The sequence below is a fragment of the Streptomyces sp. NPDC034103 genome, from assembly GCF_055575395.1.
Genome location: NZ_JBVISS010000017.1, coordinates 14634 through 27721, shown reverse-complemented (window position 1 = coordinate 27721; position 13088 = coordinate 14634). Strand labels below are relative to the sequence as shown.

Here is a 13088-nt window from a genome sequence, read left to right as displayed (position 1 = left end):
ACATGTCGGACAGCGACCGGGGGACACCGTCGCTTACGGGGGAGCACTTCACCATGCCGTGGAATCGGCCTTACGGCGGCAGCGCAGCGAGCCGTCCCGTCATCAGCGCCTTCGTGGCACTCGCCGGAGTGGTCGCGGCGGTCCTGATCGGCCGGGAGGGGCTGACCACGGTCCCCGGCTGCGGGCTCGTGAGCGACCCGCACCCCTCGCAGACCGCGCGGGACTGGGTCACCCACGCCGACCATGTCGTCGTCGCCTCCCCGCAGCGGGAACGGGAGAGCAACCGGCGGGACTTCGCCTCGGGCCAGTTCCGGTACCAGACCGACCGCACGGTGACCTTCCGCGTCGACGAGGTCCTGTGGTCCTCCACCGCGCGGCCGGACCGGCCGGTGGCCAAGGGCTTCGACATGACGGCCCCCGGCTGGCGGGTGTACCGGGCCAACGGCCACCGCGCCAAGCGCACCGCCTCCGACGCGCCCCGCCTGGAGATCGGCCACACCTATCTGCTCGCCCTGCGCTGGGGTTCCGAGGGGTGGAACGTGCTCGGCGAGGGCGCCGCCGTCCCCTTCGACGACGGTGTCGCCGACCGGGGCGAGTGGTGCGGGCGTGTCCTGTCCGAGGGGGACGTCGCCCGTGGCGAGCTCTTCTCCCGCAAGGCCGACGTCAGCCTCGAGAAGGCGATCCTCGGCGAGGACGCGCACACCGTGAAGCGCCTGCTGGAGCGCGCGGCCAGGAAATGACCGCGCCCAGGAGGCGAACACGCGAGAAGGCGAACGCGGCGACCAGAAGGCGAACGCCGCGAGAAGGTGACCGCGACCCGAAGGCCGACGCGGCGAGAAGGCGCCCCACCCCGAGGGCGAACCCGACGAGAAGGCGCCCGCGATCAGGTCGTGAGCGCCGCCCGTCCGCGCCGAGCCAGGTACGCGTGCCGCCAGGCCGACAGGGCGAACACGGCCGGGAGTTGGAGCGTGAACAGCGCGAAGAGCAGCATGACGAAGGCGGAGTCGGCGGGCGGCCCGCCGTAGGTCACCGCCTCCGCGGCCGTGATGAGCAGCAGGACCAGGGCGTACAGGCCCGTGTCGACGCCCGCGGTGATCCAGCGTGATCCGGCGGGCAGCACCAGCCTGGCCTCGACCAGCACCACGATCGCGACCAGCGGGAAGGCGAGCCGCTCCGGGGTGAGGAGAGCGGCCGACATCTGGTCCCGCGTGGGCGGTTCGGTGTCCCAGAGGAGGTTGACGGCCTCTCCCACCACCAGCGAGACCAGCGTGACGATCGCCGCGTACGACACGGCGCTGCGCCAGGACGTGTGCATGTGCTGCTCCTTCCCCCCGTGAGGCCGGACAGGGCCTCCCCCAGAAAGATCAGCGAACGGCCCCGGCGGTTCCCGTCACTTCGTCCCCACCGTGCCCCCCGCCCGTGCACGACGTCGCCGACCACCCTGGGCACGAACGGATCGCCCGCCCAGGCGCCGGGGTCTCCGGGCGGCACGACGTCCACATGTCCCTGGAGCACCAGCGTCGGTCCGTCAGTGCCCTCGTCGGTGCGTCCGACCAGTCCCCACGCCTCGTCCCGGGGTGCCTCCGCGCCGGGGACACCCGGGGTGTCCCCCGAGCCCGGACGGCGTCCTGAGCGTGGGGCGCGCCCGGTCGGGTGTCTCAGTCCCCGCCCACCGTGAACCCGATGACCGTCCCGCCTCCCTCTCGCCGTACCGCGAACGGCGCACCGCCGTGTGCGAGGGCCACCTCCCGGACGATCGACAGGCCGAGACCGGAGCCGGGCAGGGAGCGGGCGTCGGCGGCGCGGTAAAAGCGGTCGAAGACGCGGACCAGGTCGCTGTCGGAGATGCCGGGCCCCCGGTCGAGGACCTCCACGCGGACCGTGCCGGGACGGGCGGGCCCGGTGACCGTGATCTCGATCGGCGCGCGGCCCTCCTTGTCGAACTTCGCCGCGTTCTCCACGAGGTTGGACACCGCCCGGGTCAGCATCGCGGGCCGGCCGTCGGTCGTGGTGTCCCCGGCGGCGCGGACCACGACCTCCCGCCCGGTCCGCCGGCGCGCGAGCCCCGCCACGTCCTCGGCGATGTCGGCGAGGTCCACCCGCCGCGGCGGCTCGGTGTCGGACTGCCCGGCCGCCAGCTCGACCAGCTCGTTGACCAGGTCGGTCAGTTCGCGGGCCTCCTGGGAGAGGTCGGCGACCAGTTCGTCGCGGGTGTCCGGCGGCAGCTCGTCGATCCGGCGCAGCAGCGAGATGTTCGTACGCAGCGAGGTCAGCGGGGTGCGCAGCTCGTGCCCCGCGTCCTGGACCAGGCGCCGCTGGTCCTCCTCCGACTGCGCGAGACGGCCCAGCATCCGGTCGAAGGCCCGGCCGAGGCGGCCCACCTCGTCGTAGCCGGTGACGGGCACCTGGATGCCGAGGCGACGGGTCCGGGCGACGTCCTCCGCGGCCGAGGTGAGGATCACCAGGCGGCGGGTGATACGCCGGGCCAGCCACCAGCCGAACAGTCCCGCCGCGACCACCACGGCCGCCATCAGGATCAGGGTGCGCTGCTGCAACGCCCGCAGCAGGTCCTCGGTGTCGCTGAACTCCTGCGCGACCTGCACCGCCCCCCGGCCGCCGCCCAGGGCGACGGTCGCGACGCGGTAGACGTCGCTGCCGACGTCGACGTCCTTGTGCTCGACCAGCTGCCCGGCCGTCGAGGCCGCCGCCACCCGGCGGTCGCCGACGACGACGGGGAGCCCCGGGCTGCCGGGGTCGACGACCGAGCCGTCCGGTCCGAGGACCTGCACGTCGGTACGGGCCGGGCGGACGAGGTCGTGGCCGGGCTCCGCGGAGGAGAAGTCCTCCGGCGTCATGCTGTGCTGCCGCACCTCGTCCCGCAGGTCCTGCACGACCTCGTCGAACACGGACTGCTGGTCCACCCGGACCAGCCGGGCGGCGGCCGAGTATGACAGGATGCCGACCAGTACGGTGACGGCGGCCGTGACCGCCGCGAAGGACACCGCGAACGTGGTCGCGAGGGAGACGAGCCCGGGCCGCCGCCATTGCGGCAGCCGGGCGAGCCGGCCCACTCAGTTCTCCCGCAGCACGTAACCCACGCCGCGCACCGTGTGGATCAGCTGCGGGGCCCCGGGCTCGTCCAGCTTGCGCCGCAGATAGCCGACGTAGACGGCGAGGTTCTTGGAGCCGGGCCCGAAGTCGTAGCCCCAGATCCGGTCGTAGATCGTGGAGTGGTCGAGGACGATCCCGCTGTTGCGCACCAGCAGTTCCAGCAGCTCGAACTCGGTGCGGGTCAGTTCCAGCTCCCGGCCGTCCCGCCAGGCCCGCCGCGCCTGCGGGTCCATGGTGAGCCCGGCCGCCTCCAGGTACCGCTCGGGCATCTGCGGCTTCGGCGCCTCGCTCGCGGGGCCGGGGGTGCCGTTCGCCCCTCCGGTACGCCGCAGCAGCGCGCGCAGCCGGGCGAAGACCTCCTCGACGTCGAAGGGCTTGAGGACGTAGTCGTCGGCGCCCGCGTCCAGGCCCGCGATCCGGTCCGCGGTCTCCACCAGGGCCGTCAGCATCAGGATCGGCGTCCGGTCACCCTCGGCGCGCAGCACCCGGCACACCTGGAGTCCGTCGATGCCCGGCATCATCACGTCCAGCACGAGCACGTCCGGCGGGGTGCGGTGCGCCTGGGCCAGCGCCTCGACACCGTCGGCGACCGCGGTGACCCGGTACCCCTCCAGGGTCAGGGCGCGCTCCAGGGCGTGACGGATGGCGCGGTCGTCTTCGGCGAGCAGCACGGTCTGAGGCACGCCTCCATACTGCCAAGCCGACCGCCGGATCAGCCGACCGGGCGACCCGACGATCAGCCTTTTTACCCCTCTCTCACCGTCACAGAGGCAACCTCGGGTACGCCGCCCCGCGCCGCGTCAAAGGGCCAGTGCCGCCAGCTGCTGGGCGAACGGCACGACGTCGAAGCGGTCCTTGGCCCTGGCCGGGACGGTGCCCGCGACCGGGGTGGCCGTGGCCGGAGTTGCCGTGGCCGCAGTGCCCGCGACCGGGGTGGTCGCCGCCACCCCGTCCGCCGGACGTCCCGCGCCCCGCCCCGCGTCCCGCCCCGGGAGCCCGATCAGCGCCGCCAGCTCCCCCGCGGCCCGTTCGACGCGCGCGTCCAGTCCTTCCGCGCCCCAGTCCTCCGAGGCGGCGTAGACCCCGGTCGGGACGACGACGGCCCGCAGGTGGGAGAAGAGCGGCCGCAGCGCGTGGTCCAGCACCAGCGAGTGCCGCGCGCTGCCGCCGGTCGCCGCGATCAGCACCGGCTTGCCGACCAGCGCGTCCTTGTCGAGGACGTCGAAGAACGACTTGAACAGTCCGCTGTACGACGCCGAGAACACCGGCGTGACGACGATGAGCCCGTCGGCCCGCGTCACCGCGTCCTGCGCGGCGGCCAGCTCCCGTCCGGGAAACCCGCTGGTGAGCTGGTGCGCGATCGGCACGGCGAGGTCCCGGACCTCGATGACCCGCACGTCGACGGCGGAAGGGCCGCTGCCCGGCTCCCCGGCCGGGGCCGACCGTCGCACCGCCGCCGCCAGCCGATCGGCCAGCAGCCGCGTGGACGACGGCACGCTCAGTCCCGCAGAGACGACGACGATCTTCATACGGCGGTCTCCTTCTTCACTCCGGCCTTGTTCAGGCCTTCGCTCCGGCCTTCACCTCGGCGAGCAGGGACGCGTGGGTCGGCGCCTCGGGAACATCCTTCGCGCGGCCCTTCGCGAACTCCTCGCGCAGCACTGGAACGACCTCCTCGCCCAGCATGTCGATCTGCTCCAGGACGGTCTTCAGCGGCAGCCCGGCGTGGTCCACCAGGAACAGCTGGCGCTGGTAGTCACCGGCGTACTCGCGGAAGGCCAGCGTCTTCTCGATGACCTGCTCCGGGGAGCCGACGGTCAGCGGGGTCTGCTCGGTGAAGTCCTCCAGGGACGGCCCGTGCCCGTAGACCGGCGCGACGTCGAAGTACGGCCGGAACTCCCGTACCGCGTCCTGCGAGTTGCGCCGCATGAAGACGTGTCCGCCGAGCCCGACGATCGCCTGCTCGGGGGTGCCGTGGCCGTAGTGCGCGTAGCGGGTGCGGTACAGCTCGACCATCCGCTTGGTGTGGTCGGCCGGCCAGAAGATGTTGTTGTGGAAGAAGCCGTCGCCGTAGTACGCGGCCTGCTCGGCGATCTCGGGCGAGCGGATGGAACCGTGCCAGACGAACGGCGGTACGCCGTCCAGCGGGCGCGGCGTCGAGGTGAACCCCTGGAGGGCCGTACGGAACTTGCCCTCCCAGTCCACGACGTCCTCGCGCCACAGCCGGCGCAGCAGGGCGTAGTTCTCGATCGCGAGGTTGATGCCCTGGCGGATGTCCTGGCCGAACCAGGGGTAGACCGGCCCGGTGTTGCCGCGGCCCATCATCAGGTCCACCCGGCCGTCGGCCAGGTGCTGGAGCATCGCGAAGTCCTCGGCGATCTTCACCGGGTCGTTCGTGGTGATGAGGGTGGTGGCGGTGGACAGGATCAGTCGCTCGGTGCGCGCGGCGACGTAGCCGAGCATCGTGGTCGGCGACGACGGCACGAAGGGCGGGTTGTGGTGCTCGCCGGTGGCGAAGACGTCGAGCCCGACCTCCTCCGCCTTCAGCGCGATGGCGACCATCGCCTTGATGCGCTCGCGCTCGGTCGGCGTCCGGCCCGTGGTGGGGTCGGGCGTGACGTCACCGACGCTGAAGATCCCGAACTGCATGGCCGCTCACCCTCCAAGTTGTTGACTGTTCAACTATACCCCTCCAACCACCACCCCCCTCCCCCTATTCCAGACCTCACAGAAACCCGCCCAGGGGCGCGAGGAACTGCGCGCCCAACCACAACAGACCCGCACCCACCCCACGCCCCAACACCCCACCCACCCAGGGGCGCGAGGAACTGCGCGCCCAACCACAACAGACCCGCACCCACCCCACGCCCCAACACCCCACCCACCCAGGGGCGCGGGGAACTGCGCGCCCAGCCACAACAGACCCGCACCCGCCCCACGCACCCCACCCCCACCCACCCAGGGGCGCGAGGAACTGCGCGCCCAGCCACAACAGACCCGCACCCGCCCCGCGACCCAACACCCCACCCCACTAGGCCCCCGGCGCCGACACCGCACCCGGCACCAACACCACCCGCCCCCGAACCCCACCCTCCGCAAGCCGCGCATGCGCCTTCGCCGCGTCCTCCAGCGCGAAGGTCTCCGCCACCCGCAGGGTCAGCACCCCCTCGTCCACGAGCCGCGCCAACTCCGCGAGCCGCGAGCCGTCCGCGGCGACCTCGACGGCCACCGTCCGAACCCCCCGCACCGAAGCCGGCTGAGCCTGCGGGATCACCCCCACATACGCACCCCCGTCCCGCACCCACTCCAGCGCGGCCTCCCCCAGCACGGCCGCGTCCAGCACGGCGTCGAACCCGGCCCGCCCCTCGGTGAGGAACTCCGCGGCGCCCAGCGACCGGACGAGCTCCTCGTCCCCCTCCCGGGCCAGCCCGGACACCGAGATCCCGCGCCGGGCGGCCAGTTGGACGGCGAACCCGCCGACCGCCCCGGCGGCCCCGGTCACCAGCAGCGACTGCCCGGACTCCACCTCCAGCAGATCCAGGGCCTGTACGGCGGTCAGCGCGTTCAGCGGCAGGGTCGCGGCGTGTATCGCGTCCACCGTCCTCGGCGCCAGCGCCACCGCGTCCGTGTCCAGGACGACGTACTCGGCGTGGCTGCCCAGCGGCGTGACCATGCCGTAGTGCAGCCCGACCACCTCGTCGCCGACGCTCCAGGCGCTCGCCACGCCGGTCGCGTCGACGGTTCCGGCGACATCCCAGCCGAGGCCGATCCGCTTGCCTGCGCCGCCGAAGACGCCCTCCCGGATCCCCGCGTCCACGGGGTTCAGGGCGGCGGCCGCCACCTTGATCCGGACCTGGCGCGCGGCGGGCTCGGGCACCTCGGTCTCCACGACCTCCACGGCCTCGGGACCGCCGAACGTGTTCACCACAGCAGCACGCATGACAACTCTCCTGGATCTGTTGGGGTTTGGGGCGATTGCCCCCACTGCCCACAACCCTAGGAAGAGCTACTATCTATTCGTAAGTAGTTACCTGGAAGTGCCTAAGCATCCCGGAGGTGAGTCATGGCGACCATGACCGCGGCCCAGCGGCGCGAGCAGGCCCGTGCCGAGTACGACGCGTTCATCCGCGGCTGCCCCACCAACCAGCTCCTGGACCGGCTCAGCGACAAGTGGGTCAGCCTCGTCGTCTCCGCGCTCTCCGCCGGCTCCATGCGCTACAGCGACCTCACCCGGAAGATCGCCGGCGTCAGCCCCAAGATGCTCACGCAGACCCTGCGCGCCCTGGAACGCGACGGCATCCTCGCCCGTACGGTCACCCCGTCCGTCCCGGTCCGCGTCGACTACGAACTCACCCCGCTCGGCCACAGCCTGGCCGTCCTGCTGACCGCGGTGAAAAACTGGGCGGAGACCCACATCGAGCAGGTCCACGAGGCCCGCGAGCGCTATGACACCGCGGACCGCCGACCGACGCCGGTGACCGGCTAGACGTCCCCCGCCCGCAGCCGCTCCACCTGCTCGGCGCTGAACCGCGTCGTACGCCTCATGTGCTCGATGATCAACGCGAGTTGACCGTCACCGAGGTCGTCGAAGAGGGCGTTGTACCCGCCCCCCAGCCGGTCCCACACCCGCCTCAGCTCCGCGAGCCTCTCCGGCACGGTCGCCACCAGCACCCGCCGCCGGTCCTCCGCGTCCCGCTCCCGCACCACGTACCCCGCCCGCTCCAGCCGGTCCACCAACCGCGTCGCCGACCCGGTCGTCAGCCCGGTCAGCTCCGCGACCCGCCCGGTCACCACCGGACCGCCCTCCAGCGCCAGCAGGTTCAGACACTGCAGGTCGGTCGGGTGGACCCCCAGATGGTCCGCGACGGCCTGGTTGAAGAGGGCGTACGAGGCCATGTACCGGCGCGACACGGTGGCCAGCTCCTCCAACAACCGCTCACGCGCCGTGCCCGCCATCCCGTGCCACCCTTCGTCTGCGCCGTGCAGAGATCGTACGACGCACCCCCGGCACGCCCTCCCGACCGACAGCAGCCCCCCCCTCCCGGCCGGAGGCGGCACGCCCTCCCGGTCGGCGGCGGCCCGTCAGAAGTGGTACGCGTCCCCGGTGTCCAGCACCAGCACCCGCTGGCGGTCGTTCAGCCGGTTGCGGTCCACCACCCCGCCGCTCCACACCGTGTCGATCCCGAGGAGCACCTCGGCGGGCGCGCCCCGCATCCGTACCCGCATCCCGATCTGCTCGCCCAGATCGTCGGCGGCCAGCGCCCCCACCCGGCACAGCACCACCCGCGCCCCCGACCGCGCGCACCCGGTCGGCAGCTCCTGCCGGTCGGCGAGCGGCTGTGACCAGTGCAGCCGTACCGTCGCGTCCGGTACCGCGGAGGGACCGTGGTTGCGCGGGGTGAACCGCACCTCCACCTGCCCCTCGGTCATCGACGCGAGACCGTGGTAGGACAGATCGGCCTCCGGCCGGTCGGGGGAGGCACCGGCGACCGGCACCCCGGCACCGACCGCCAGCACGGCCGCGACGCCCACAGCAACAACCCGCATACCGCACTCCTCACTCCGGGGTGGTCGTACGCACGGATGTATCCCACGTGAAGCCGAGGACAGGCGCCGTGGCACCCGTATGGCAGGCTGCGGACCATGTTCGTGCTGCGTTCGGCCGGTCTCTTCGTCCTCGCCGCCCTCTTCGAGATCGGCGGAGCCTGGCTGGTCTGGCAGGGCGTGCGCGAGCACCGGGGCTGGCTGTGGATGACCGGCGGGGTGCTCGCCCTCGGCGCCTACGGCTTCGTCGCCACCTTCCAGCCGGACGCCCCCTTCGGCCGCGTCCTCGCCGCGTACGGAGGGATCTTCGTGGCCGGTTCGATCCTGTGGGGCGTGGCCGCGGACGGCTACCGGCCCGACCGCTGGGACATGGCGGGCGCGCTGATCTCCCTCGTCGGCATGGCGGTCATCATGTGGGCACCCCGGGGGGACTGAGCGGCCCGGGGCCGGTTACGACGACTCCTCCGGCAGCAGCCCCAGCTGCCCGAGGAACTCCATCTCGTCGAAGTAGAGCCGGTAGTCCACGATCCTGCCGTCCCGCACCGTGGCGATGTCCACGCCGCGGATCCTGATCTCCTTCTGCGTCGCGGGGAGCGACTCCCCGGTGGGCAGCTGGATCGGCCCGGTGTTCCGCCCGCTGAAAACGCCCTCGTCGATGGCCGTGTCCCCGGCCTCGTAGGCGTGCAGCGTCTCGAACCTCGCCTCCGGCACCGCTTCCGCCATCTGCCGCCAGTACGCGACGATGCTGTCGCGCCCGCGCAGCTCCCCCTCGTCGGGCGTGAAGGCGACCGCGTCCTGCGCGTACAGCTCGGCGATGGCTTTCAGGTCCGGGTGCGTGGTCAGCGCGTCGGTGAGCCGGTCCATGACCTCGCGTGCTTCTCCCATGGTCCACCTCCGGGGAAACAGAGGATCACCTCTCTCGATTTTCCCACCGAACCGGGATACGGACAGCCCCGGGAGGTGCCCCGCACTCCGCCTATCCTGGCCGGAGCCTGTCGTACGCACGCCCGAGGAGCAGCCCATGGCCACCGCCGCACCGTCGCCCGCGTCCCGCATCGCCGTCGTCACCGGTGCGAGCAGCGGGATCGGCGCCGCCACGGCCCGACAGCTCGCCGCCGCCGGGTACCGCGTCGTCCTGACCGCCCGCCGCAAGGACCGTATCGAGGCCCTGGAGGCGGAGATCACCGCGGCCGGGCACCAGGCGACGGCGTACCAGCTCGACGTCACCGACCGGGCCGCGGTCGACGAGTTCGCGAGCGCCTTCAGGACGGTCGGCGTGCTGGTGAACAACGCGGGCGGCGCGCTCGGCGCCGACCCGGTGGCCACCGGCGACCCCGCCGACTGGCGCACGATGTACGAGACGAACGTCCTCGGCACCCTCAACGTCACCCAGGCCCTCCTGCCGAAGCTGGTGGCGAGCGGCGACGGCACGGTCGTGGTCGTCTCCTCCACCGCCGGCCACGGCACCTACGAGGGCGGCGGCGGTTATGTCGCCGCCAAGCACGGTGCCCACGTCCTCGCCGAGACCCTCCGGCTGGAGATCGTCGGACAGCCGGTCCGGGTCATCGAGATCGCCCCCGGCATGGTGAAGACGGAGGAGTTCGCCGTGACCCGCTTCGGCGGCGACAAGGAGAAGGCCGAGAAGGTCTACGCGGGCGTCGCCGAGCCCCTGACCGCCGACGACGTCGCCGAGACGATCACCTGGGCCGTCACCCGCCCCAGCCACGTCAACGTCGACCTGCTGGTCCTGCGCCCCCGCGCCCAGGCGTCCAACTCGAAAATCCACCGGGAGCTGTGACGCATCCGACGTAGGGTCACGGACCGTGGACAGACATGTGGCCTTCGACGGCCTGCACAACTTCCGTGACCTGGGCGGCTATCCGACGACCGACGGCCATCGGGTCCGTCCGGGCCGCCTCTACCGCGCCGACTCGCTCGGCAAGCTGACCGAGGGCACCCCCGACTGGAGCCGCTTCCTGTCCCTCGGCATCGGCACGGTGATCGACCTCCGCCACGGCTGGGAGATCGAGGGACGGGGCCGCGTGCCGTCCGACCCGTCCTTCGAGTACGTCCACCTCGGCATCGAGCACCGCCCTTACGACCAGGCGGCGTTGGGCGCGGACGTGGACCCCGGCCCCTACCTCGCCGAACGCTTCATGGAGGTCGCCGAGGACGGCACGAAGGAGATCGGCCGAGCCCTGGAACTGGTGGCCGGGGCGACGCGGCCCCTGGTCTTCCACTGCGCCTCGGGCAAGGACCGCACCGGCGAGCTGGCGGCCCTGGTCCTCGCCCTGCTCGGCGTCGACGAGGCCACGATCATCGAGGACTTCAGCCTCACGGAACTGGCGACGCGCGCACTCCTGGCGGACTGGAGGGCCCGCAACAACGGCGCCGCCCCGAACTGGCCGGCCTACGCCCGCGCCCCCGAGGCGGTGATGCGCCTGTTCCTGCGGCGACTGAACGCCCGCTACGGCTCGGTGGAAGGCTATGTCGCCGACGCCCTCGGCATGGACGCCGGAGACCTCACCGCGAGACTCCGCGCCGGCCTCCTGGAGCCGACGCCGGCCACCCGGGCACCCCTCACCTACCGCCGGGCCACCCCCGAGGACGCCCCCGCCCTGGTCCGCCTCCGTGACTCCGTCGCCCTGTGGATGCTGGCCCGCGGCATCGACCAGTGGAAGCCCGGCGAGAAGGACGAGGCCCACTTCCGGTGCCGCATGACGGAGGGCGAGGTCTGGCTGGCCCACTGCGACGGCCATCTCGCGGGCGCCTATGAACTCTGGTGGGCCGACGAGGCCGCCTGGGGCCCGCGCCCCGCCGACGCCGGCTACATCCACCGCCTGATGACGACCCCCCACACCGCGCCCCCGGGCACGGGCCGCGCCCTTCTGACCCACGCGGAGTCCCGCATCTCCGCGGCCTCCCTCCCCCACGCCCGCCTGGACTGCCTCGCCACCAACCCCCGCCTGCGCGCGTACTACGAGGCGGCGGGCTACCAGGTGGTCGGCGAACAGCCCGCGAAGGACGGCGGCACGGGCAGCCCGTACGCGGTGACACTGCTGGAGAAGCGGCTCGGATGACACGGCGAAGGGCCCGGACCGCACCGGCCCGGGCCCTTCGTTCAGCCCTTCACGCAGACGACCTGCTTCAGCTTCGCCACGACCTCCACCAGGTCCCGCTGCTGGTCGATGACCTGGTCGATCGACTTGTACGCGCCCGGGATCTCGTCCACGACGCCGGAGTCCTTGCGGCACTCCACGCCCCGCGTCTGCTCCTCCAGGTCCTTGGTCGAGAAGCGCCGCTTGGCCGCGTTGCGGCTCATGCGCCGACCCGCGCCGTGCGAGGCCGAGTTGAAGGCCTTCTCGTTGCCGAGCCCCTTCACGATGTACGACCCCGTGCCCATGGAGCCCGGGATGATCCCGAACTCACCGGAACCGGCCCGGATCGCGCCCTTGCGGGTCACGAGCAGGTCCATTCCGTCGTAGCGCTCCTCGGCCACGTAGTTGTGGTGCGCGCTGATCTCCGCCTCGAAGGTCGGCTTCGCCTTCTTGAACTCCTTGCGGATCACGTCCTTCAGGAGCGCCATCATGAGCGTGCGGTTGTACTTCGCGTACTCCTGCGCCCAGAACAGGTCGTTGCGGTACGCCGCCATCTGCGGGGTGTCCGCGATGAAGACGGCGAGGTCGCGGTCGACCAGGCCCTGGTTGTGCGGCAGCTTCTGGGCGATGCCGATGTGGTGCTCGGCGAGTTCCTTGCCGATGTTCCGGGAACCGGAGTGCAGCATCAGCCAGACAGAACCGGTCGTATCCGTGCACACTTCGACAAAGTGGTTCCCGGAGCCGAGCGTTCCCATCTGCTTTCCGGCGCGTTCGTGACGGAACTTGACCGCCTCCGCCACCCCGTCGAACCGCCCCCAGAAGTCGTCCCACCCGGCGGTCGCCAACCCGTGGAACCGCCCCGGGTCGACGGGGTCGTCATGCATCCCGCGCCCCACCGGGATCGCCTGCTCGATCTTCGACCGCAGCCGGGACAGGTCCCCGGGCAGGTCGTTCGCCGTGAGGGACGTCCTGACCGCCGACATCCCGCAGCCGATGTCGACGCCCACCGCCGCCGGGCACACCGCGCCCTGCATCGCGATGACGGAGCCGACCGTGGCGCCCTTGCCGTAGTGCACGTCGGGCATGACCGCGAGGCCCTTGATCCAGGGCAGGGTCGCGACGTTGCGGAGCTGCTGGAGGGCGACGTCCTCGACGGTCGCCGGGTCGGTCCACAGACGGATCGGGACCTTCGCGCCCGGCATTTCCACGTACGACATATCGTCCTCATTCCCCCGGATGTGATCAAAAGTCTTAAATCGCAAAACCGGCGCCAGGGTCAACAAAAGGGACAACGGACCGGCGTCCACGGCTGTGCGTGCGATACACATGGTGCCC

The 13088-nt window shown here is 72.1% G+C and carries 15 protein-coding genes; 5 read left to right on the top strand and 10 right to left on the bottom strand.

Annotated elements, in window-relative coordinates:
• Window positions 1-53: 53 nt before the first annotated feature.
• Entirely contained in the window at window positions 54-740 is a 687-nt protein-coding gene (locus tag ACZ56U_RS32760) for a hypothetical protein (protein WP_469087558.1), read from the top strand.
• A 143-nt stretch (window positions 741-883) separates the two neighbouring features.
• On the opposite strand, the gene ACZ56U_RS32755 is transcribed toward ACZ56U_RS32760, so the two are convergent.
• From ACZ56U_RS32755 to ACZ56U_RS32730, 6 genes are all read right to left on the bottom strand, one after another.
• A complete protein-coding gene (locus ACZ56U_RS32755; protein WP_469087557.1) occupies window positions 884-1315 on the bottom strand; it encodes a hypothetical protein in 432 nt (143 codons plus the stop codon).
• A gap of 343 nt (window positions 1316-1658) precedes the next feature.
• Window positions 1659-3071, bottom strand: a complete 1413-nt coding sequence (locus ACZ56U_RS32750; RefSeq protein ID WP_469087556.1) for a sensor histidine kinase — start codon at window positions 3069-3071, stop codon at window positions 1659-1661.
• Window positions 3072-3794, bottom strand: a complete 723-nt coding sequence (locus tag ACZ56U_RS32745; RefSeq protein WP_469087555.1) for a response regulator transcription factor — start codon at window positions 3792-3794, stop codon at window positions 3072-3074. It lies immediately after the preceding gene.
• Window positions 3795-3911: 117 nt separating this feature from the next.
• Window positions 3912-4640 (bottom strand): FMN reductase, encoded by a 729-nt coding sequence (locus tag ACZ56U_RS32740; RefSeq protein WP_469087554.1) that lies wholly within the window; start codon window positions 4638-4640, stop codon window positions 3912-3914.
• Window positions 4641-4671: 31 nt separating this feature from the next.
• Complete coding sequence (locus ACZ56U_RS32735) at window positions 4672-5760, bottom strand: LLM class flavin-dependent oxidoreductase (protein WP_469087553.1); 1089 nt, start codon at window positions 5758-5760, stop codon at window positions 4672-4674.
• A gap of 382 nt (window positions 5761-6142) precedes the next feature.
• On the bottom strand, window positions 6143-7051 hold the full coding sequence (locus ACZ56U_RS32730; RefSeq protein WP_469087552.1) for an NADP-dependent oxidoreductase: 909 nt from the start codon (window positions 7049-7051) through the stop codon (window positions 6143-6145).
• Between the two features lie 123 nt (window positions 7052-7174).
• Here ACZ56U_RS32730 and ACZ56U_RS32725 point away from each other — a divergent pair, with 123 nt between their 5' ends.
• Window positions 7175-7597, top strand: a complete 423-nt coding sequence (locus tag ACZ56U_RS32725) for a winged helix-turn-helix transcriptional regulator (protein ID WP_469087551.1) — start codon at window positions 7175-7177, stop codon at window positions 7595-7597.
• On the opposite strand, the gene ACZ56U_RS32720 is transcribed toward ACZ56U_RS32725, so the two are convergent.
• Together ACZ56U_RS32720 and ACZ56U_RS32715 are read right to left on the bottom strand one after the other, a co-directional pair.
• On the bottom strand, window positions 7594-8067 hold the full coding sequence (locus tag ACZ56U_RS32720) for a MarR family winged helix-turn-helix transcriptional regulator (protein ID WP_469087550.1): 474 nt from the start codon (window positions 8065-8067) through the stop codon (window positions 7594-7596). The genes ACZ56U_RS32725 and ACZ56U_RS32720 overlap by 4 nt on opposite strands.
• A gap of 126 nt (window positions 8068-8193) precedes the next feature.
• Window positions 8194-8658 (bottom strand): hypothetical protein, encoded by a 465-nt coding sequence (locus ACZ56U_RS32715; RefSeq protein ID WP_469087549.1) that lies wholly within the window; start codon window positions 8656-8658, stop codon window positions 8194-8196.
• A gap of 96 nt (window positions 8659-8754) precedes the next feature.
• Between ACZ56U_RS32715 and ACZ56U_RS32710 the strand changes: the two genes are divergently transcribed.
• The gene (locus ACZ56U_RS32710; protein WP_469087548.1) at window positions 8755-9090 is read left to right on the top strand and encodes a YnfA family protein; all 336 of its coding nucleotides are present in this window, start codon (window positions 8755-8757) and stop codon (window positions 9088-9090) included.
• 15 nt (window positions 9091-9105) lie between these two features.
• Here the strand turns inward: ACZ56U_RS32710 and ACZ56U_RS32705 are convergent, their stop codons facing one another.
• A complete protein-coding gene (locus ACZ56U_RS32705) occupies window positions 9106-9540 on the bottom strand; it encodes an ester cyclase (RefSeq protein ID WP_469087547.1) in 435 nt (144 codons plus the stop codon).
• Window positions 9541-9676: 136 nt separating this feature from the next.
• Here ACZ56U_RS32705 and ACZ56U_RS32700 point away from each other — a divergent pair, with 136 nt between their 5' ends.
• Both ACZ56U_RS32700 and ACZ56U_RS32695 read left to right on the top strand, forming a co-directional pair.
• On the top strand, window positions 9677-10453 hold the full coding sequence (locus ACZ56U_RS32700) for an SDR family NAD(P)-dependent oxidoreductase (RefSeq protein ID WP_469087546.1): 777 nt from the start codon (window positions 9677-9679) through the stop codon (window positions 10451-10453).
• A 25-nt stretch (window positions 10454-10478) separates the two neighbouring features.
• On the top strand, window positions 10479-11735 hold the full coding sequence (locus ACZ56U_RS32695; protein ID WP_469087545.1) for a GNAT family N-acetyltransferase: 1257 nt from the start codon (window positions 10479-10481) through the stop codon (window positions 11733-11735).
• A 41-nt stretch (window positions 11736-11776) separates the two neighbouring features.
• On the opposite strand, the gene ACZ56U_RS32690 is transcribed toward ACZ56U_RS32695, so the two are convergent.
• The gene (locus ACZ56U_RS32690; protein ID WP_469087544.1) at window positions 11777-12970 is read right to left on the bottom strand and encodes an RtcB family protein; all 1194 of its coding nucleotides are present in this window, start codon (window positions 12968-12970) and stop codon (window positions 11777-11779) included.
• Between the last annotated feature and the right edge of the window lie 118 nt (window positions 12971-13088).